17 protein-coding genes are annotated in these 20,211 nt (G+C 56.6%); 12 read left to right on the plus strand and 5 right to left on the minus strand.

Going from position 1 to position 20,211, the window contains the following annotated elements; all coding sequences use genetic code 11:
- Nucleotides 1–6: 6 nt before the first annotated feature.
- Nucleotides 7–933, minus strand: a complete 927-nt coding sequence (locus GFN93_RS10805; RefSeq protein ID WP_153501102.1) for an alpha/beta fold hydrolase — start codon at nucleotides 931–933, stop codon at nucleotides 7–9.
- Nucleotides 934–998: 65 nt separating this feature from the next.
- Between GFN93_RS10805 and GFN93_RS10810 the strand changes: the two genes are divergently transcribed.
- The 9 genes from GFN93_RS10810 to GFN93_RS10850 all read left to right on the plus strand — a co-directional run bounded on the left by GFN93_RS10810 (nucleotide 999) and on the right by GFN93_RS10850 (nucleotide 12,633).
- Nucleotides 999–1,637, plus strand: a complete 639-nt coding sequence (locus tag GFN93_RS10810) for a hypothetical protein (protein ID WP_153501103.1) — start codon at nucleotides 999–1,001, stop codon at nucleotides 1,635–1,637.
- An 83-nt stretch (nucleotides 1,638–1,720) separates the two neighbouring features.
- The gene (locus GFN93_RS10815) at nucleotides 1,721–3,520 is read left to right on the plus strand and encodes a M61 family metallopeptidase (protein ID WP_153501104.1); all 1,800 of its coding nucleotides are present in this window, start codon (nucleotides 1,721–1,723) and stop codon (nucleotides 3,518–3,520) included.
- A gap of 108 nt (nucleotides 3,521–3,628) precedes the next feature.
- The gene (hrpA, locus tag GFN93_RS10820) at nucleotides 3,629–7,513 is read left to right on the plus strand and encodes an ATP-dependent RNA helicase HrpA (protein ID WP_153501105.1); all 3,885 of its coding nucleotides are present in this window, start codon (nucleotides 3,629–3,631) and stop codon (nucleotides 7,511–7,513) included.
- A gap of 124 nt (nucleotides 7,514–7,637) precedes the next feature.
- A complete protein-coding gene (locus GFN93_RS10825; RefSeq protein ID WP_328594535.1) occupies nucleotides 7,638–8,768 on the plus strand; it encodes a beta-ketoacyl-ACP synthase III in 1,131 nt (376 codons plus the stop codon).
- A gap of 329 nt (nucleotides 8,769–9,097) precedes the next feature.
- Entirely contained in the window at nucleotides 9,098–9,412 is a 315-nt protein-coding gene (locus GFN93_RS10830; RefSeq protein ID WP_153501106.1) for an HvfA family oxazolone/thioamide-modified RiPP metallophore, read from the plus strand.
- Nucleotides 9,413–9,424: 12 nt separating this feature from the next.
- Nucleotides 9,425–10,267 carry an HvfB family MNIO-type RiPP peptide maturase gene (locus GFN93_RS10835; protein ID WP_153501107.1) on the plus strand — a complete coding sequence of 281 codons (843 nt, stop codon included), beginning with the start codon at nucleotides 9,425–9,427 and terminating at the stop codon, nucleotides 10,265–10,267.
- Nucleotides 10,264–11,028, plus strand: coding sequence for an HvfC family RiPP maturation protein (locus tag GFN93_RS10840; RefSeq protein WP_153501108.1), 765 nt, complete (start codon nucleotides 10,264–10,266; stop codon nucleotides 11,026–11,028). The genes GFN93_RS10835 and GFN93_RS10840 overlap by 4 nt, the downstream gene beginning before the upstream one ends.
- 71 nt (nucleotides 11,029–11,099) lie before the next feature.
- Nucleotides 11,100–11,753, plus strand: a complete 654-nt coding sequence (locus GFN93_RS10845) for an HvfX family Cu-binding RiPP maturation protein (protein ID WP_153501109.1) — start codon at nucleotides 11,100–11,102, stop codon at nucleotides 11,751–11,753.
- 103 nt (nucleotides 11,754–11,856) lie between these two features.
- On the plus strand, nucleotides 11,857–12,633 hold the full coding sequence (locus GFN93_RS10850) for an MlaA family lipoprotein (RefSeq protein ID WP_328594536.1): 777 nt from the start codon (nucleotides 11,857–11,859) through the stop codon (nucleotides 12,631–12,633).
- A gap of 134 nt (nucleotides 12,634–12,767) precedes the next feature.
- On the opposite strand, the gene GFN93_RS10855 is transcribed toward GFN93_RS10850, so the two are convergent.
- The 3 genes from GFN93_RS10855 to dusA all read right to left on the minus strand — a co-directional run bounded on the left by GFN93_RS10855 (nucleotide 12,768) and on the right by dusA (nucleotide 15,368).
- Nucleotides 12,768–13,205: a tellurite resistance TerB family protein gene (locus GFN93_RS10855; protein ID WP_153501110.1), complete on the minus strand. Its 438-nt coding sequence runs from the start codon at nucleotides 13,203–13,205 to the stop codon at nucleotides 12,768–12,770.
- Nucleotides 13,206–13,214: 9 nt separating this feature from the next.
- A complete protein-coding gene (locus tag GFN93_RS10860; protein WP_328594537.1) occupies nucleotides 13,215–14,150 on the minus strand; it encodes a transaldolase in 936 nt (311 codons plus the stop codon).
- Between the two features lie 225 nt (nucleotides 14,151–14,375).
- A complete protein-coding gene (dusA, locus tag GFN93_RS10865) occupies nucleotides 14,376–15,368 on the minus strand; it encodes a tRNA dihydrouridine(20/20a) synthase DusA (protein ID WP_208993761.1) in 993 nt (330 codons plus the stop codon).
- Between the two features lie 180 nt (nucleotides 15,369–15,548).
- Here dusA and GFN93_RS10870 point away from each other — a divergent pair, with 180 nt between their 5' ends.
- From GFN93_RS10870 to GFN93_RS10880, 3 genes are all read left to right on the plus strand, one after another.
- Nucleotides 15,549–17,030: a SulP family inorganic anion transporter gene (locus tag GFN93_RS10870; protein WP_153501112.1), complete on the plus strand. Its 1,482-nt coding sequence runs from the start codon at nucleotides 15,549–15,551 to the stop codon at nucleotides 17,028–17,030.
- Between the two features lie 16 nt (nucleotides 17,031–17,046).
- Entirely contained in the window at nucleotides 17,047–17,886 is an 840-nt protein-coding gene (locus GFN93_RS10875; RefSeq protein WP_153501113.1) for a universal stress protein, read from the plus strand.
- A 311-nt stretch (nucleotides 17,887–18,197) separates the two neighbouring features.
- Nucleotides 18,198–19,616 (plus strand): GGDEF domain-containing protein, encoded by a 1,419-nt coding sequence (locus GFN93_RS10880; protein ID WP_153501114.1) that lies wholly within the window; start codon nucleotides 18,198–18,200, stop codon nucleotides 19,614–19,616.
- Nucleotides 19,617–19,651: 35 nt separating this feature from the next.
- Here GFN93_RS10880 and GFN93_RS10885 read toward each other — a convergent pair whose 3' ends face one another.
- Complete coding sequence (locus GFN93_RS10885) at nucleotides 19,652–20,203, minus strand: DUF4399 domain-containing protein (RefSeq protein ID WP_153501115.1); 552 nt, start codon at nucleotides 20,201–20,203, stop codon at nucleotides 19,652–19,654.
- Between the last annotated feature and the right edge of the window lie 8 nt (nucleotides 20,204–20,211).

The raw sequence follows: 20,211 nt of genomic DNA on the forward strand, positions 1-20,211 counted from the left end.
AACGATTCAGGCGACGCGTTTGCCCAACCAGCTGGCAATGACTCCCTGGACCTCGTCGCGACAGAGGTCATTAAGTATCTCGTGACGCCCTTCGGGCCAGAAGTGGGCTTCCACCGGTTGCTCCATGGCATGTAGTACATTCTCCAGTGCCATCATGCCTTTACCCATATTGCTCATGGGGTCAGCTTCACCGCCAACCAGGAGCACAGGCAGGGTTTCAGGCAAGTCAGAAAGCTGGGCGACACTGTGCACCTGGCGTAAACCCTGCACCAGTTGCAGCCAGGTTTCTGTCGTGCAGTCGAACCCACATAGATCATCTTCAATGTACAGCTTTACCTGCTGTGGGTCTGCACTCAGCCAGTCGAAGTCTGTGCTGGGATCGACAACCTGTTTTGCCCACGTACCAAAGGTCATCTTGTGGAGCAGCCCGCTGATGCCACGTTTGCCGTTTTTCATTCGCACCATACGAATGGGGAGCTGCATCATGCGGTAGTAGAGGCCCGGGTGATAATCGCTGCCACAAAGAATCAGGCCGTCCAGTTTGTCACCGACCTGCTCCGCTGTACCCAGGGCAATAAAGGATCCCATACTATGCCCGCCAAGCACGCAGGATTGCTGTGAGTGACGTTCCCGCACCCATTCAATCACCCTGCAGGCATCGTTGATGACGCACTCCCAGCCGTGGGCGTCGGCAAAATGACCCTTGGGCGTCTTATCGTTGATGCTCAGGCCATGACCGCGATGATCCGGGCAGTAAAGATGCCAACCCAGTTGGTTAAGGTGCCCGGCCAGTGCGCCATAACGCCCGCCATGCTCGGCCATGCCGTGCAGCCATACCAACGCACCGAGGCTCTTCTCGCCGGTCGCGGGCCAGTAATGGATACCGATGTCATGTTGGTCATCGGTGGTGAGATGGAGGCGTTCTTCGGTCATAATGGTCTCCCGGCGGCATCGCGTCCTGCGAGCGCCGAAGCAAGCTGTGTTCAAGAGGATGGACAATGATAGCAAGAATAAAGGTAATCCTGACGACTCTGGCTTCCCTGATTCTGTTGAGTGCCTGTGCCACTAGTCAGAATACGGATGTTACCAGCTCAGCAAGGGTAAAAGGCCATACTCCCGGCGATCATGTCAACAAAGTGATGGTGATCGCATTGGTAAATGACACCACAATCCGCAATGCACTGGAAAGCCGTGTAGTGGCTGCCTTGCAAGAGCGTAAGGTCGAAGCTTCGCCTTCCTTGCCGGTACTGGGTGAGAATTATGGTGAAGGCAAGGCGCGCAGCGAGATGGCTGCGGATATCGCCAGCCGCGGCTATGAAGCGGCCCTGGTGATCACCCTGGTGGATGTGAAGGAAGAAATGCATTACACCCAGGGCGGCATGAACTACGCACCGGATATCCCGGTGCAGGGCGCCATGGGGCAGACCTACTATGTCCGCCAGAGCTCGGTGTATGAGCCTGGCTATTTCAGCAACGACAAGAAGTACTTCCTTGAGTCGAATCTGTACCGGCTGCAGCCTGAGGCGCTACTATGGTCGGCCAAGTCCACCACGGTTAATCCCGCGGATGTGGAAGCGGGTACAGCGGGCGTCGCTGAGGCTGTGGTTGCCCGTATGGCCAAGGATGACATGATCTGAGCTTTCTCAATCATGATTCCACGGGGGCTGCGGCCCCCGTTTTTGGTTTTCCGTGTTGTTCAAACAGTTTGTCAGGAGTCATCATGATCGAATATCGGATTCGCCCATTGCGCCCCGAAGCGCACCTGTTTGAAGTCAGTCTTACCGTGGCGAACCCGACTCCGGAAGGGCAGGCTTTTTTCATGCCAGCCTGGATTCCCGGCAGCTATATGATTCGGGATTTCGCCCGACACCTGGTCCATATCGAAGCGGACAGTCACGGCAACACGCTGCCGGTGGCCAAGATCGACAAACAGACCTGGCAGCTGCCGCCCTGTGATGGCCCTGTGCATATCCAGTATCAGGTGTATGCCTGGGATCTTTCCGTTCGCGGCGCCCACCTCGATACCACCCATGGCTACTTCAATGGAACCTGTGTCTTTCTGGCTCCCATGGGACATGAAGACCAGCCCTGCGAAGTGCACATTGAGGCGCCAGAAGGCAAGCGCTATGAAGACTGGCGAGTGGCCACGGGTCTGCAACGCCTGACAGGCTCTGATCTGGCGTTCGGGCGTTTCCGTGCCGATAACTACGATGCACTGATTGACCACCCGGTGGAAATGGGCCCGTTTGACTATGCCCAGTTTGAAGCCTGTGGAGTGCCCCACTGGGTGGTGTTGTCGGGTCGTCATCATGCCGATATGGCGCGCCTGTGCCGGGATCTCAAACCCATCTGCGAACATCACATTCGCATGTTCGGCGAGCCTGCCCCCATGGATCGCTATGTCTTTATGACGTTGGTGACGGGCAATGGCTATGGCGGGCTTGAGCACCGCAACTCCACCAGCCTGATGTGTGCCCGGGACGACCTGCCCAAACGTACTGATGATCCGGTCAAGATGAGGGATGGCTATCGCACTTACCTGGGGCTGTGCAGCCATGAGTACTTTCATACCTGGAACGTGAAACGGATCAAGCCAGCGGCGTTCACGCCGTTCGATCTTTCTCGGGAAGTGCACACGGAGTTGCTTTGGGCTTTTGAAGGCATCACCAGCTACTACGATGACTTGTCCCTGACCCGCACCGGGTTAATTCCTGCCCAGAGCTATCTGGAATTGCTCGGCCAGACCATGACCCGGGTATACCGAGGGCAGGGGCGTCACAAGCAGACGGTCACGGAATCCAGTTTCGATGCCTGGACCCGTTTCTATCAACAGGATGAGAACGCCCCCAACGCCATCGTCAGCTATTACACCAAGGGCGCACTGGTGGCGCTCGCGCTGGATCTGACTCTTCGCAATGCGACCAATGAGAAAAAGTCACTCGATGATCTGATGCGCTTACTCTGGTCTCGCTATGGGCAGAGCGGAGAGGGTGTACCTGAGCAGGGCATTCAGCCTTTGGCGGAAGAGGTTGCGGGCTGCGACCTGTCGGACTTTTTCGCGCAGGCACTGTATAGCACGGAAGATCTGCCTTTGGCCGAACTGCTTGCTGAGCGTGGCGTTGAGCTGAACTGGCGCAGTGCTGCAGGGCATGGTGAAAATGGTGGCAAGCCGGGCAAAGAGGGGCTCCCCAATCTGGGTATCCGGCCTGCGCCAGACGTCATGGGCGTCAAGGTCGCGTTTGCTTTTGAGCAGGGTGCGGCCATGGCGGCGGGCTTGTCCGCCGGGGATGTGATCATCGCCATTGATGGTCTTCAGGCCACCATGTCGAATCTGGATAGCCTGCTCGCCAATTTCCTGTCGGGAGAAACCGTGGAGGTTCATGCTTTCCGTCGTGACGAACTGAAAGCGTTCAAAGTAAAGATTACGCCCAGCGAACCCAGTACCGCCTACCTGACCATTGCCAAGGGTGGCTTGACCGAGAAAGGGAAGGCGTGGCTGCACACTAAAACCAATGAATAATTAATCGTTGATAATTAATAACGAAAACCCTGGGCGCGGGCAGGGTGCCGGAAATTCTGACCCGCGCTGTAGCGCGTTAATCACTATTCATTATTAATTGTCATTTCAATGCCTCTGAAGTCTTTGTACGACCAGTTAAAAAATGTCCGCCATTGCGACCGCTTTCGTTTGAAAAAGCGTGTCGATAGTCTGGCGCGTCTGTCCGTGGAAAAGCGCAGTGACAAGGCGGTTGAAAAAGTCGCTTCGGCGATTGCGGCGTCCATTGCCAATCGCGAGCAGCGCAAGGCTTCTGTGCCGGTTCTGGAGTGGCCGGATCTACCGGTGGTGGCCAGCCGGGAAGAGATCAAGACTGCGATCCGGGATCATCAGGTGGTGGTCATCGCCGGGGAAACCGGCTCGGGAAAGACCACCCAGTTACCGAAAATCTGCCTGGAGCTAGGGCGCGGCGTTGAGGGCACCATTGGGCATACACAGCCACGTCGCCTGGCGGCAAGGGCGGTGGCGAGCCGGGTGGCTGAGGAGCTGCACAGTCCGCTTGGCAGCACCGTGGGCTTCAAGGTTCGTTTTGCGGAACAGGTGAGTGAAACCAGCCTGATCAAGGTGCTCACCGATGGCATGCTGCTCAACGAGATCCAGCAGGACCGCTATCTCAATCAGTATGACACCCTGATCATTGATGAGGCCCATGAGCGCAGCCTGAACATCGATTTCTTGCTTGGTTATCTCAAGCAGCTGCTGCCGCGTCGCCCCGACCTCAAGGTCATTATCACCTCAGCCACCATCGATCACGAGCGTTTCGCAGAGCATTTCAACGGCGCGCCGGTGCTTGAAGTGTCCGGACGGACTTACCCGGTGGAAATGCGCTACCGACCGCCATCAGATGGGCAGGAGCTGTCTCGCCAGATCGAGGAAGTATTACGCGAGATACAGCGGGATGAGCGTCAGCAGGGTTTGCCGGTAGCACGGGACGTGCTGGTTTTCCTTGCCGGTGAGCGTGATATTCGTGATGTTCATCATCATCTCAAGCATTGTGACCTGAAAGATACGGAAATCCTGCCGTTGTACGCCCGCCTTAGCCAGGCAGAGCAGCACCGGATTTTCTCTCCCCATCGGGGCCGCCGGGTGGTGCTCAGTACCAACGTGGCGGAAACCTCACTTACGGTGCCTGGCATTCGCTATGTGATTGACGCGGGTACCGCGCGTATCAGCCGTTACAGTGTGTATTCCAAGGTGCAACGCCTGCCGGTAGAAGCCGTTAGCCAGGCCAGTGCCAACCAGCGGGCGGGGCGTAGCGGCCGCATCATGCCGGGCATCTGCTTTCGGTTGTATGAAGAAGAAGACTTTCTTTCCCGCCCGGCCTTCACGGACCCTGAAATCCAGCGCACCAACCTCGCTGCCGTGATCCTGCAGATGGCAGACCTGCGCCTGGGCAGGGTGGAAGACTTTCCCTTTATCGAGCCACCCGATGGACGTCTTATCCGTGATGGGTATCGGCTGCTTGATGAACTGGGCGCGTTGAGCGAGAAACAGACGCTGACCGCCCTCGGGCGCCAGCTGGCGCGTTTCCCTCTTGATCCGACCCTCGGGCGCATGCTGGTCGCCGCCGCCGAACGCAATGTGCTCAACGAGGCGCTGATTGTGGTTTCTGCGCTGGCGGCGCAGGACCCCCGGGAGCGCCCCCATGACAAACAGCAGCAGGCCGATCAGGCGCATCAACCGTTTACCGACAAACAATCGGACTTCCTGTTTTTCGTGAAGCTGTGGTTCTGGGCAGAACAGCAACGGGAGGCCCTTAGCCGTAACCAGTATGAAAAGCTGCTGAAAAAAAACTTTCTCTCCCCGACCCGGATGCGCGAGTGGCGTGATACCCACCGTCAGTTGCTGCTGTTGAGCAAGGAGCAGGGCTGGACTATCAATACCCCTGCTGCCAATGAGGACAACCCGGGGGAAGGCAGCTTTACGGCGCTGCACCAGTGTCTGCTGACCGGGTTGGTGACCAATGTCATGCAGCGCACGGACGAAGGCGAGTGGCTGTCTACGCGTAATCGCAAACCCCTGGTGTGGCCCGGATCCAGTCTGTCGAAAACCAAGGCACGCTGGTTGATGGCGGCAGAACAGGTTGAGACCAGCCGCCTGTTTGCCCGCACGGTGGCAAAGATTGAGCCTGAGTGGGTGGAAGCCGCCGCCGAGCATCTGATCAAGCGGCAATATTTCGAGCCACACTGGTCGAAGAAACGTGGCTGTGCCATGGCCAAGGAGCAGGTCAACCTGTTCGGATTGATTCTGGCCAGCGGTCGGCGTGTGAATTACGGGCCAATCAATCCGCAGGAGTCCCGTGAATTGATGATTCGGGAGGGATTGGTCATGGGGCAGCTCACCCGTGAGCCACCGTTCGTCAAGGCTAACCGGGAGTTATATGAGTCTCTCGAGGCGATGGAGCACAAGCTGCGCCGTCGTGACATCCTGGTGGACGAAGAAGCCAGGGTGGCGTTCTACGATGAGCGGCTGCCGGCGACCTTGAACACGGTGGCCGGGCTGATGAACTGGTACAGCAGAAAGGCGAGCAAAGCGGAGCAGAAAGCCCTGTTGATGGATAAGGATTTTCTGCTCTCACGAAGTCCGGAGCTGGCCGGCGGGGAGTTTCCGGATACTCTGCGACTGGGTGAGTTAACGTTGCCACTGGAATACAGCTTTGACCCTACGGGCGATCGCGACGGCGTCTCTTTGCTGGTCCCCCTGGCCGTACTTAACCAGATACCCGAAGCGCGTCTGGACTGGCTGGTACCCGGCCTGCTCAAGGAAAAACTGGAAGCCTTGATCCGCGCATTGCCCAAGGCCCGTCGCCGCCATTTCGTCCCGGTCCCGGATTATGTCGGTGCCTTACTGGAGACGCTCTCCCCGGAAGAACCGTTACTGGCCGCCATGACCCGTGAACTGCAGCGAATGACCGGGGTGCGCATCGAGCGTGAGGAATGGCAGGACGGGGAGCTTGCCAACCATCTGCGCATGAATATCCGTGTGGTGGACCGTCTTGATGGCAAACCCAACGTGCTCGCTCAGGCTCGTAGTCTGGCAGAGGTCAGGGAGCGCCTGGCAGGTGTGGAGTCCAGTATTCCTGAACGGCAGGAGCCTGAGTCAACGGTGGAAGGGCAGGAGTGGGTGTTTGGCTCATTGCCGCCCATCGATGAGCAGGATATCGGCGGAATGCGGTTACGCCGCTATCCCGCATTGCTGGATAACGGCGACCGTGTGACGCGGGTCTATCGTGACGAGACCGGGCTGGCAGAGTGGGAGCATCGTTGGGGGACCGCTCGGCTGCTGGCTTTCAAGTTGTCAGCCCAGCTCCGGGATCTGCGCAAGCAGGCATCCCAGATGGCCGGTTTCCAGAAGCTCAAAAGCGAAAAGGGCGCGATGGCCAGGCATGCACTGGATTATGCCCTCCAGCGTCTCCTGGCCGAGCATTTCCGACTGGCTGAGCCTGTGCGGGATGGCGAGGCGTTCAAGGCCCGTCTGGATGCGCACCGGGGCGATTTTGTGCCCTGGGCCACTGACCAGCTCAAGCGGGTGGCTGACTGGTTCAATCTGTACCGACAGTTGATGGGGAAACTGGAAAAGAACTTCCCGCTGGCCTGGGCCCATGCCCACCGGGATCTCAAGCAGCAGTTTTCTGTTCTTTTTTGTGACGATTTCCTTCTCCAGATGCCCTGGGAGTGGCTGCAGGAGTATCCCCGCTACCTGGGCGCCATTGAGCATCGACTGGACAAGCTGGGCGGCCAGATTGGCAAGGACAGGACGCTCACTGCTGAACTGGAAGCCTTTGATAAACAGTACGCTACCCGGGCTTCCGGGGCGCCGCTGTGGCAGCAGCCAGAGCCCCTGCAGACCTTTTTCTGGATGTTGCAGGAGTATCGGGTGAGCCTGTTTGCCCAGCAGCTGGGTACGCGGGTGCCAGTCTCATCCAAGCGGCTAAACAAGCAATGGCAGGCGTGTTGACAGGATAGGGCATTGAAAAGACAGATACGCCCTTTGCGCCAGTGCCCCTGAATCCGGATAATCCACCCATTGACCCTTTTTGTTGGCAGGCAATGTCTGCCATTTCGAGTGCGAGGACTCGCTTGTGACCTATTCTGTTGTTATCTCTGGCACGGGGCTATGGACCCCGAAGCAGACTATTACCAATGATGAGCTGGTAGCTTCCTTTAACGAGTATGTCGAGCGTTTCAATGCTGAGCATGCTGAAGCTATTGCTGCCGGAGAGGTTGCTGCACTGGACGCGTCCAACTCCGCCTTCATCGAGAAAGCGTCTGGCATCAAGCAGCGTCACGTCATCAACAAGAGCGGTGTACTGGATCCGGCCAGACTGGCCCCGATGATTCCGGAACGTAGCGATGATGAGCTGTCTATTCAGGCAGAAATTGCGGTTAACGCAGCAAGACAGGCCCTGGAAAACGCCAATCTGACCGCCAACGACCTGGATGCCGTCCTGGTAGCCTGTTCCAATATGCAGCGTGCTTACCCTGCCATGGCGGTAGAAGTACAGGCCGCTCTGGGCATGGAGCATGGCTGGGGCTATGACATGAACGTGGCGTGTTCCAGTGCCACTTTCGGTATTCAGGCTGGAGTGGATGCGATCCGCAACGGCAGTGCCCGTCGTGTGTTGATGGTGAATCCGGAAATTTGCTCTGCGCACCTCGCCTGGCAGGATCGCGACTGCCACTTCATTTTCGGTGACGTGGCCACCGCTGTGATTCTCGAACGCAAGGAAGACGCTACCTCGGAGAACCAGTGGGAAGTGCTGGGCACCCGCCTACAGACCAAATTCTCCAACAATATCCGCAACAACTTCGGTTTCCTGAACCGTTGTGACGAGAGTGGTATTGGTGCCCGTGACAAACTGTTCCGTCAGGAAGGGCGCAAGGTGTTCAAGGAAGTGTGCCCCATGGTGGCCGAGCAGATTACGTCTCACCTTGCAGACACCGAAATTGCGGTGGAGTCCTTGAGTCGCATGTGGCTGCATCAGGCTAACCTGAGCATGAACGAGCTGATCTCCAAGCGTGTGCTGGGTCGCCAGGCCAGTCGTGAGGAAGCGCCGGTGATTCTGGATGATTACGCCAATACCAGTTCCGCCGGTTCGATCATCGCTTTCCATAAGTACAACAGTGACTTGCCAGCCGGCAGCAACGGGGTAATCTGCTCCTTCGGTGCGGGTTATTCTATCGGCAGTGTCATTGTTAACCGCATCAAATAATCGGGCGCAACAGTGATTTTGTAGTGCCCGCTGAGTGACGAGTTGCGAGTTCGAAAATCAGGATCAAGCTCCTGATTTTCGCCATTCGTGACTCGAAACTCGATACCTCTCGGCCCGGTTAACCGGTGTGCCGATGGCCATTGATGGCTTCCTCCGCAAATTAATAGCCTTGCTACCGTAACGTTTACCTCACCACCGCATCTCTATATTGTCTTAATCAGGCGCTACGCAAAAAAAACGTGGTTGCCTGAACCGTTTTGCCTATGCCGCAGAAATGGTGTGTCAGAACGGTTTTGGACACCCGATAATGACGTATGGAGACTTACAACATGGCTAAGCTGACCAAAATGAATCCTCTTGCCGCGACAGTCGGTGCTGCATTTGTAGCATCTGCCCTGTCTGTACCTGTTGCTGCCAACGCGGCCCAGAACCCTTTCGCTGCTTCTGACCTGCAAGCCGGTTATCAGCTGGCCGCCCACCACGCTGAAGGCAAGTGTGGTGAAGGCAAGTGCGGTGACAAGAAAGCAGAAGGCTCCTGTGGTGAAGAAAAAGGCGCTGAAGGCAAGTGCGGTGAAGACAAGAAAGGTGAAGGCACCTGTGGTGGTGACAAAAAAGGTGAAGGCAAGTGTGGCGGTAGCGCCTAAAGGCCTTTTGTGATGCCCCATAACACACCTGTAACCGGTGTGGGTCTGGGATTAAGACGGGCCCTCATGGGCCCGCTTTCCCGAGCTGAATCCACACCCATCGATTTCATGGAAGTGGCTCCTGAAAACTGGATTCCCATGGGCGGACGCCTGGGCAGGGAGTTCCGCAAGTTTACAGAGCGGTTTCCTTTCGTATCCCATGGTCTTAGCCTCTCCCTTGGTGGCCCTGAACCCCTTGATTTTGAGCTGCTTGGCGCCATCAAGGCTTTCATCAAGGAGCACGGGATACGCCGATACACAGAGCACCTGAGTTACTGCAGTGATCACGGTCATCTCTACGACCTGATGCCTATTCCTTTCACTGGGGAGGCGGTGCAGTACGTCGCTTCCCGGGTACGTCAGGTTCAGGACTTTCTGGAACAGCCGATTGGCATTGAGCACGTGAGCTACTATGCAGCTCCTGGTGCTGAAATGTCAGAAATCGATTTCGTGAATGCGGTGGTGAGAGAGGCAGACTGCGAGCTGCTTCTGGACGTGAACAATGCTTACGTCAACAGTATCAATCACGGCTACGACCCTTATGAATTCATCAGTGCATTGCCCGGTGAGCGTATTTGCTATGTGCACATAGCGGGCCATTTTGATGAAGCCGAAGACCTGAAAGTGGATACCCATGGCAGCGCAGTGATTGATCCCGTCTGGGATCTGCTTGAGCACGCCTACCGAGAGTTCGGTGTGTTGCCAACTCTGCTGGAGCGAGACTTCAATTTCCCCGGTGAAGATGAACTCTTCGGCGAGCTGCGTCAGATAGCACGATATCAGCAGAGCCTTGATTCACAGGTAAAACTGGGATGAAGACGGATTTCCAGGCGTTGCAGCGAGAATTCGCCGGCCATTTGCGAAACCCGGATACTCATCCTGCTCCCCCGGGAATTGAAGATCGGCGGCTGGATATCTACCGAAGCCTTTTCTTCAACAATGTGAATGGTTTTATCCAGCAGGGCTTCCCGGTTCTTCATTCCATTCTGGATCCCGATCGCTGGCAGCGATTGGTCAGGGCGTTTTTTGAGCATCACAGCTGTAAAACGCCGTACTTTCTGGAAATCCCTCAGGAATTTGTGTTCTTTCTGGCGAGCGGACAGGGAGCAGAAGAAGGGGACCCACCCTTCATGCTGGAGCTTGCCCATTACGAATGGATGGAGCTGGTGCTGGATGCGTCCACCGAAACCTTGCCAGAAATCGGCTTTCACCCGGAAGGGGATTTGCTCCGCGCCATTCCCGAGCTGAGCCCGCTCCATGCGGTGTTGGCATACCACTTCCCGGTACACCTCATCTGTCAGGAATATCAGCCTGAAGAGGCTCTCCCGGCCCCGGTCTGGCTACTGGTGTACCGTAATAGGGAAGACAAGGTTCGCTTCATGGAGATCAATGCCCCTACCGCCAGATTACTGGCGTTGATCGAAGAGCATCCTGCGCTGACTGGAAGAGAAGTGGTATCTCTGCTGGCCAGGGAAATGCAGTTTGATGAAGTGCAGCTGTCGGAGTTTTCTCGGGGAATTCTGCAACAAATGCGCGAACGCGACATCCTTATAGGGACCAGCCTGAAAGGCTGCTAACCCTGACCGTTCAGGGACTACCCGCAGATGCTTGCGGCCCTGCTACGGCCATGACGATGGAGTGGTTTGCAATGTTGCCCCTGCTGAGAAAGATTCACAACGCACTGAACGGCACCCGCAGGCTGGATTTTATTGCCCCCCTGGCCCTACGCCTGTTTCTCGCGCCTGTCATGATCAGTGCAGGCTACAACAAGGCGGTGGCATTTGAGGGTACGGTGGCCTGGTTTGGCAATCCGGATTGGGGGCTGGGGCTCCCGGCTCCTGCGCTGCTGGCCTTTATGGCTACGGCGACGGAGCTGCTGGGTGGCATTCTCCTTCTGCTGGGATTACTGACCCGCTACGTCAGCATTCCTTTGATGTTTACCATGCTGGTGGCCATGGCGACAGTGCACTGGGAAAATGGCTGGTTTGCCATCGCGCCGGGCAACCCGGATACCAGCATGGCCCTTCCATTGGCCAAGGCAGGTTTCCCCGGGGCCAGTGCCAGCCTGCACAACAGTGTCGAAGTGGGGGAGCGCATAAGTCGGGCCCGAGCGATTTTAAGGGAGCATGGCCATTACGACTGGTTGACCGCAAAGGGCAATTTCGTGGTACTGAACAACGGTATTGAATTCGCCATGACCTATTTCATCATGTTGCTGGTAATCTTCTTTGTCGGGGCGGGGCGATACGTGAGTCTGGACTACTGGATCGAGCGACGGCTGGTGACACCACAAACAGTGTAAAAAGCGTCAGAGTTGCGTAAGCTGCCAAGCTTGACCCATTACGGTGCCAGTGGTGCGCCGTTATAATGCGATGTTTCGGACTTGCCGGTTTACCGGGGTGACTGTGCGCTACCTGATACTGACACTATTTTTGAGCCTGTCTGTGCTTGCCCATGCGGAAGATGACGACTGGGGTGAGGCAACGACGGCCTTTGATGCGCCGGCAGGCAAGGATCAGTACGCGGATCCCTGGGAAGACTTCAACCGCAAGACGTTTGCGTTCAATGAGTTCATGGATCGATACGGGCTTAAGCCCGTGGCGAAAGGGTATCGCAAGGTTACCCCGCAATGGATGGATGATACGGTCACCCGCTTTTACGAAAACCTGCGTGATTTCCGCAGTGGGTTGAACAGTGTCCTGCAGTGGCGCTGGAATCATGTGGGCCAGAACTGGGGCCGTTTTGCGGTGAACAGTACCCTCGGCATCGGCGGGCTATTCGATGTGGCGACCAAGGTGAATTTGCGTAAGCACAATACCGATCTTGGGCTCACCTTCGCCCGTTGGGGGGTACCGGAAGGTCCGTATCTCGTGCTGCCATTCTTTGGTCCATCCACGGGGCGCGATGCAGCGGCGATTCTGCCTGAAGATTACATGCGCTTGCGCCACTACATTGAGCACGATCTGACCCGCCATAGCTTCACCGCGGTCTACATCGTGGATCTTCGCGCGGACCTGCTGGATCTGGAAAAGAATATCGTGGGTGACCGCTATACCTTCCTGCGTAATGCCTACCTGCAGCGCCGCCGCTTTGAAACCGGCGATATGCCGTCCTTGCGTTTTCCGGATATCGAGTCGCGGGACAGTGAGCTGGAGCAGGAGTATGAGGACGAAGGGTGGTGAGGCGAATTAATCATTAAAAATGAATAATTAATAGCTGAGCGAGCAGCGTTTTCAGTTTCAAGTCAAGAGGCCGCGCCCAAGCTTTGGGCGCGGCCTCTTGCGTTGCAAATTCATAACAAGCGGATCGCAAATTATTAACTATTCATTGCCTTTATTTTTGCCCGAATATAATCCCCGTGTGACACATAGAGCAGGTCGCTGACACGGCGGATCATGTGCTCCTCATATACGTCAGCCTTGCCGTCGGCGGCAGCCATGGCCCACATGTCTTCGATCAGTTTTACACGGGTTTCGGGATCCCAGTGTTCGCGCAACGGTGCGGTGAACTCGAACAGGTCGGTGGCCTGATCCAGGCGGGCCTCAAGCTCTCCCATGATGTCCAGCATTTCCCCTGGATCAAGGTGCCAGCGGAGGTGAACCGTATCCATCAAATGGCGGATCTCGTCTTCATCTACCTCACCGTCGGTTCTTGCCACTTCCAGCAGTAGAGCGGCTGCAGCACGATGGAGATCATGCTGCGTGTTTTGGGGTGGCTGCTGATCGGTTCCGAATAGTTGAGTTAGCCAGCGCAAATCGTCTCCTTACTTGAGTAGTGCCTCGAGTGCCAGCTGGTCCTTGGCAAAACGGCGGATGCCATCTGCCAGCAGGTCACAGGCCATCGGGTCGTCATTCATCTGCCAACGAAAAAGAGCCTCGTTCACGGGGTGCCAGTTGTTGTCCGGGGCGACCAGCTCCGGGTCCAGTATACGGGTGAGACTGCCATCACGGCCGGCGAGTTCCTCAAGCAGCGCAGGGCTGATCGTGAGTTTGTCGCAGCCCGCCAGCGCTTCAATCTGATCCGCATTACGGAAACTGGCCCCCATGACAATGGTGTCCAGCCCACGAGCCTTGAAGGTATTGAAGATTTCCCGCACAGACAGAACCCCGGGGTCTTCATCAGGATGGTTGATCTGCATGCCGTTCTTCAGGTGCCAGTCATAGATGCGGCCTACAAAAGGAGAGATCAAGGTGGCACCGGCTTCTGCGGCCGCCAGTGCCTGTGTCTGATTGAAGACCAGGGTCACGTTACAGCGCGTGCCTTCCTCTTCCAGAATCTGGGCTGCCCGAATGCCTTCCCAGGTGCCGGCGATCTTGATCAGGATCCGTGAGGGGTCCACGTCCAGCTCACGGTAGATGCTGATCAGTCGTCTGCCCTTTTCAACGGTGGCGCGAGTATCAAATGAGAGCCGCGCATCCACTTCGGTGGAAACCAGGCCGGGCACACGTTCAAGAATCGCCTGGCCGGCCAGGCAGGCACTGGTATCCGTGAGCCAGTCGATCTCACCAGCATGGCCCAGCGCTGCGGCAAGCTCTGACGCCTGATCGAGCAAGTCCCGATAGCGGTCGTCGCGTGCGGCTGCCAGAAGCAGGGATGGGTTGGTGGTGGCGTCTTCGGGGGCGACGGCTGAAATCATGTCCAGATCACCCGTATCGGCAACCAGAGACGTCCATTGAGCAAGCTGTTCGCGTTTATTCACAGTTTCCGTTCCTTGTGATGTTCTTGGCCAGGCAGGCTACATACCGAGCATGACAGGATTCTTGCTGAGAGGCGTGAGGGGTGTGAGTGACGAGTTGCAAGTTCTAAAACCAAAAGGTTATCGGGGCTCGAAACTCATGACTCGCGACCCGTTACGACTGAGCCGAATCATATTGACAGCAAAGCAACCGTAGTGCCGACCTTACCCGAAAGGGGTTGATACAGGCTAAGGCAGTTGCGCCAAGGCGTCCATTAGCACTTGTGGGGTAGTGCCGGGCTTGTGCATGTTTTCACTGAGGTGGCGGCGGAATTTGCGAGCGCCAGGTTCTCCCTGGAACAGGTTGAGGATATGCCGCAGGGAATGCTTGGGGGCATGGCCAAGTGCATAGCGATGTTCCACGTAGGGCAAGAAGCGTTCAGCAATCTCCCTTCGGCTGGGGACAGGGTGGTCATCACCGAACAGCACGCGATCAGCATCCGCCAGGAAATAGGGATTCTGATAGGCCTCACGGCCAATCATGACGCCGTCGACCTCACCCATGTGGTCACGCACATCCTGCAAGGTCCTTACTCCGCCGTTGAGGATGATTTCAAGATGGGGAAACGCCTGCTTGATGGCATAGGCGCGCTGGTAGATCAACGGCGGAATTTCGCGGTTTTCCTTGGGTGACAAGCCGGAGAGGATGGCCTTGCGGGCATGAATGGTCAGGCTTTTACAGCCCGCCAGCTCCATACGTTCCACAAAACGGAACAGGAAGTCGTAGTCGTCCTGGTCATCGATGCCAATGCGGGTCTTGACGGTGACGGGCACCGAGACAGAGGCCTGCATGGCTTCCACACACTCTCCGACCAACTCCGGCTCGGCCATGAGGATGGCGCCAATCTTGCCTTGCTGTACCCGGTCTGACGGGCATCCCACGTTCAGGTTGATCTCGTCATAGCCGTACTGCTCGCTGATCCGTGCGGCCTCTGCCAGGTCCTTCGGGTCACAGCCACCCAGTTGCAGGGCAACAGGGTGTTCCTCGTCATTAAAGGCCAGGAACCGGTCTCGATCGCCGCGCAGGATGGCCTGCGCTACCACCATTTCAGTGTACAGCAGGGTATGACGGGTGATCAGGCGTGCCAGGTAACGGTAATCCCGGGTGGTCCATTCCATCATGGGGGCCACACTGAGTCTGCGATCCAGGGGCTTGATGCTTGATGAGGGAGCGTCGGTCATACGGTTTGGCATGGAGGCTGGGATCAGGTCGCGCATTGTCGCATGTTGTGGTGTTCGGGCGTAGCCCCTGCTGACGGGCTGCCTGTCGTGTCAAGGCAGGATCTGCTAGACTCCGCGCCCTTTCAGCGCCGGTGAATTGTGTATTGCCAGGCGTCTTGCATTGTCTCAGGGTACTCACTCATGTTTCGTTCTATCCAGCAGGAATGGTTCAGCAACATCCGTGCAGATGTGCTGGCTGGCACCGTCGTTGCGCTGGCCTTGATCCCGGAAGCCATCGCTTTCTCGATCATTGCCGGGGTTGATCCAAAAGTGGGGCTGTATGCCTCTTTCTGTATTGCTGTGGTGACGGCTTTTGCGGGCGGGCGTCCGGGAATGATCTCTGCGGCGACCGCGGCCATGGCGCTGTTGATGACAGACCTGGTGGCAGACCATGGTCTCCAGTACCTGTTGGCTGCCACCGTGCTAACGGGGGTGTTCCAGATCATTGCCGGTTATATCAGGCTGGATCGACTGATGCGCTTTGTCTCCCGTTCGGTGGTCACGGGTTTCGTGAATGCGCTGGCCGTGTCGATCTTTCTGGCCCAGCTACCGGAGCTGACCAACGTCACCTGGCATGTCTATGCCCTGACGGGGCTTGGCCTGGGGATCATCTATCTGCTTCCCTATCTGACCAAGGCTGTGCCATCGCCGTTGATTTCCATCATCGTGGTAACGGCCATTGCGCTTTGGATTGGTATAGACGTTCCCACTGTGGGCGACAAAGGGGCCTTGCCGGACAGTCTGCCGCTGTTCCTGTTACCGGATATCCCCCTGAACCTGGAAACCTTGCAAATCATCCTGCCTTACTCTCTGGGCCTGGCTGTGGTCGGTCTGCTGGAATCCATGATGACAGCCACCATCGTGGATGAGCTTACCGACACCTCCAGCAACAAGAACCGTGAGTGCAAGGGGCAGGGCATCGCCAACATCGCTGCAGGCTTGCTGGGCGGCATGGCGGGCTGCGCCATGATTGGCCAGTCCGTGATCAACGTGAAATCCGGTGGCCGCAAACGTCTTTCCACCCTGGTGGCCGGGGTATTCCTGCTGATTCTGGTGGTTTTCCTTGGCAAGTGGGTGTCCATGATCCCCATGGCGGCGCTGGTGGCGGTAATGATCATGGTATCCATTGGTACCTTCAGCTGGGAGTCCATCACCAATACGGTCAAGCACCCTCTGAGCAGCACGGTAGTGATGTTGGCGACGGTGGCGGGCACCCTGGCGACCCATAACCTGGCAATCGGGGTCGGCGTTGGTGTGGTTCTGAGTGCACTTTTCTATGCCAACAAAGTTGGCCGGGTTTTCTACGTGCAGGCAGTGGAAGACGAGACCGATGGCCGCCGTGTTTATCAGGTGGTCGGGCAGGTTTTCTTTACCTCGGCAGAGCAGTTCATCGCTTCCTTTGATTTCAAGGAGGCGGTTGATAAGGTCACTATTGATGTACATCGAGCGCATTTCTGGGACATCACTGCGATTGGTGCTCTGGATAAGGCCGTGATCAAGTTCCGCCGGGAAGGGACCGAGGTCGATATCATCGGTTTGAATGAAGCCAGTGCGACTCTGGTGGACAAGTTCGGTGTGCACGACAAGCCGGCCGAAGTAGAAAAGCTGATGGGTGGCCACTGAGCCCGGGAGAGATTCGATGACTAACGTAATTGCGTGTATTGATGGCTCTTCGTCAACGGCTTCCGTTTGTGATTACTCTGCGTGGGCGGCACAACGCCTGGAAGCACCACTGACGCTGTTGCACGTACTGGACCATTCCCGTTATCCGGTGGAAGCCGATTTCAGCGGCAATCTGTCATTGGGTGGACGAGAACACCTGATGCAGGAGCTGGCTGATCTGGATGCACAGCGTAACCGGCTGGCTCTGGAGCAGGGCAAGCTAATGCTGGAGGCTGCCCGGGAGCGTGTGGTGGCGGATGGCGTCAGTGATCCTCAACAGCGTCAGCGCCATGGCGACCTGGTCGAATCCCTGACGGAGCTGGAAGACGAGATGCGTCTGCTGGTTATTGGCAAGCAGGGTGAGGAGCACGACGGCATTGGTGCCCGGCTTGGCGATAATGTGGAGAAGGTGATCCGCGCAATTCATCGCCCGATCCTGGTTGCCGCGGGTGAGTTCCGCGCCCCGCAAACCATCATGCTGGCCTATGACGGCAGCGAAACCACTCGCAAGGGCGTTGGCATGCTGGCTGACAGCCCGTTGTTCAAAGGGCTGGATTGTCACCTGGTGGCAGTGGGGCCTCGTGAAGTGGATCTGAACTGGGCTGCAGACAAGCTGACAGCCTCAGGACTTGAGGTGCGAACGGCGATGTTGGATGGCGAGGTGGAGCCTGAGCTCCACAAATACCAACGTGCGCATAGTGTTGACCTTATTGTCATGGGCGCCTATGGCCATTCCCGTATTCGTGAATTTCTGGTGGGCAGCACTACCAATAAAATGATTCGCGAAGCGTCTGTGCCGCATCTTCTCCTGCGCTAATCTACCCTCAGAAAAGGGGCTGTCCCGCAGCCCCGTCCCTTTCCCAGCCAGCTGCTCGCTGGTGATAGTCAAGAGGTGGGGCCGCCACATCATGTGTCGATGCCCGGCACCCGAGATGATGGCAGTTTGATGCCCTTCGTCGTCCAATCATGACATTCAGTCAGCAAAGTGTGACCTGAATCACATTTCGTGCCTAATCTGAACTTGCCCCTCAACGTTATTTGCCAGGCATCACATCGGGCTCAGCCCCGTTTTGTGGTTCAGCATAAACAGACCAAGGACTTGGTCTTTGATGAAGAGTTCAGCGAGTCATGACGGATAATGACTTTGATGCCGCCTCAAATTTTGTGCAGGAAAAGCCCTGGCGACTGGTCAATATTGTCCAGTCTTTAAGACCCTATCTCGCCGGTGGGGGGATCGCGGTAGGTAGCGGTTGCTTGTGGGGGTATTGGGTTGGCTATGAATGGTTTTACCGCCCCATTTCCCCCGGGCCGGCAACCCATCCACTTACCGCCCTTTGTCTGCTGTTGCTTGGCACAAGTGCGCTGCTGATCAACCGGTCGACAATCTTCAGAGGGCTATCCACAGGGCTGATATTCGTGGTGCTTGCCTTCTGCCTTGTCTGGTTTGTGGACCTGACCTTTCCTGTTCATATCTCACCTTTCATTACACCGTTCCAGGGGAGTGTCACCCTTGATATTCAGCATGGGAAATCGAACTCTCTGGGCCTGAACTCCCTGGTCTTGTTGGTTGGTACTGCGGCTTCGTTGATTTTCTACAACGCGAGGTATTTGGCCGCCGCACAGGCATTCAGTTTTCTGGCTGCATTTATTCCCGCGGTGTCTCTGGTCGGTTACCTGTATGGGGTAGAGAATCTGTATGGAGCAATGTCGTTATGGACCGCATTGGCCGGTGTCTGTGTCGGCCTGAGTGCTTTATGCATGACCGCAGAGGGAGGCTTGCTGCGTTACGTGCTAAGTCCCTATTCATGGGGATGGGTGTTTCGCACCCAGTCAGTATTGGGCCTGATCTTTCCGTTAGCGCTGGGATTTCTGATTCTTGAAGTTATGCGGCTCAATGACCATCGGGTCTTTGGCGTCTATGTGGTTGGCAATATCTGGTTCATCCTATTGATGGTGGGAGTGTCCTCCTTTTTTCTTGAGAAGGTTGATCAGCAGCGGCGTAGAAGCGAACTGAAACTGTTGGAGGCCGCGACCCAGGATCAGCTCACAGGGTTGGCAAACAGACGAAAGTTTTTTGAATTTGGGCGCTATGAGATTCAGAGAATAGATCGCTCAAATAATAACGGTTTGTGGTTGCTCATGATGGACCTTGATCACTTCAAGAACATCAATGACGCCGCCGGGCATGATATGGGTGACAAGGTGCTTGTGATGGTAAGCCGTGCGATGCAGAAATCGGTTCGCAGCGTTGACCTTGTCAGCCGTCTTGGCGGAGAGGAGTTTGCGGTTTTGTTGCCAGACTCCACACCAGATGGGGCAGAGCATGTTGCCAACCGTATACTCGCGTCGGTGAATAGTCTGTGTATTCTGGGATGGACGGACATCCATGGCCCTGTGACATTATCTATTGGATGTTCCCGAATTACTCCCGGCTCCACATTGGAGGACGGAATGAAAAGCGCAGACAGCGCGCTCTATGAGGCGAAACGGAACGGCCGCAATCAATTGCTGATGGCGGATTCAGCGGGTCAATCGCAGTATCAGTAAGGGCCTCTTTGAGGCCCTTACTTGCTTGCGGAAGGTTACTCCACGGTGATGGTGATGGTCTCGGACATGACCGGTGGTTCATGGGGGATATGACGGTAATCACCCAGCAAAAGTTGCAGGGTGTGAGTGCCTGGGGTCAGTTCAAGAGTGGTGCTGGTCTGACCTTTGCCAAAATGCACCACGTTATCGTTGGCGGGCAGGGGCATGCCCATGTCCGGGGCTTCTGCCAGGTCGATCAGCAGGTGGTGATGGCCACTGTTTTCCTGCTCGGTACCAGCAGGGACCACATCCATGCCTTCCAGGCTGAATTCGATGGTGACCGGGCTGGTTACGGTGTCACCGTCTACCGGCGTCACGAAAGAGACTTTGGCGCCTTCCGGGGCGGTGGAGCGAGCGATTTGCGGAGCAGCCTCTTCTGCCTCGGCACTTTCCATGGCCGCCATGTCGTGGCCGGAATGATCTTCCGCTACGGGAGCCCCGTTTTCTGCCTCGCTGGCCATGGGCTCCTGATTGTCCGAACAGGCTTGCAGCAGGGTAGTGCTGGCAACCAGTGCGACGAGAAGGGAACGCTGGAACGGGATACGCATGCTAGTTT

The organism is Alcanivorax sediminis, from assembly GCF_009601165.1.
Lineage (GTDB): Bacteria > Pseudomonadota > Gammaproteobacteria > Pseudomonadales > Alcanivoracaceae > Alcanivorax > Alcanivorax sediminis.

Excerpts from the sequence above, each read along its gene's own strand:
- GFN93_RS10830 (WP_153501106.1), top strand. The coding sequence starts at position 9,098 with ATGGCTAAGCTGACCAAAATGAATCCTCTTGCCGCGACAGTCGGTGCT.
- GFN93_RS10845 (WP_153501109.1), top strand. The coding sequence starts at position 11,100 with ATGTTGCCCCTGCTGAGAAAGATTCACAACGCACTGAACGGCACCCGC.
- hrpA (WP_153501105.1), top strand. The coding sequence starts at position 3,629 with ATGCCTCTGAAGTCTTTGTACGACCAGTTAAAAAATGTCCGCCATTGC.
- GFN93_RS10835 (WP_153501107.1), top strand. The coding sequence starts at position 9,425 with ATGCCCCATAACACACCTGTAACCGGTGTGGGTCTGGGATTAAGACGG.
- GFN93_RS10880 (WP_153501114.1), top strand. The coding sequence starts at position 18,198 with ATGACGGATAATGACTTTGATGCCGCCTCAAATTTTGTGCAGGAAAAG.
- dusA (WP_208993761.1), bottom strand. The coding sequence starts at position 15,368 with ATGACCGACGCTCCCTCATCAAGCATCAAGCCCCTGGATCGCAGACTC.
- GFN93_RS10875 (WP_153501113.1), top strand. The coding sequence starts at position 17,047 with ATGACTAACGTAATTGCGTGTATTGATGGCTCTTCGTCAACGGCTTCC.
- GFN93_RS10810 (WP_153501103.1), top strand. The coding sequence starts at position 999 with ATGATAGCAAGAATAAAGGTAATCCTGACGACTCTGGCTTCCCTGATT.
- GFN93_RS10815 (WP_153501104.1), top strand. The coding sequence starts at position 1,721 with ATGATCGAATATCGGATTCGCCCATTGCGCCCCGAAGCGCACCTGTTT.
- GFN93_RS10870 (WP_153501112.1), top strand. The coding sequence starts at position 15,549 with ATGTTTCGTTCTATCCAGCAGGAATGGTTCAGCAACATCCGTGCAGAT.
- GFN93_RS10805 (WP_153501102.1), bottom strand. The coding sequence starts at position 933 with ATGACCGAAGAACGCCTCCATCTCACCACCGATGACCAACATGACATC.
- GFN93_RS10885 (WP_153501115.1), bottom strand. The coding sequence starts at position 20,203 with ATGCGTATCCCGTTCCAGCGTTCCCTTCTCGTCGCACTGGTTGCCAGC.
- GFN93_RS10840 (WP_153501108.1), top strand. The coding sequence starts at position 10,264 with ATGAAGACGGATTTCCAGGCGTTGCAGCGAGAATTCGCCGGCCATTTG.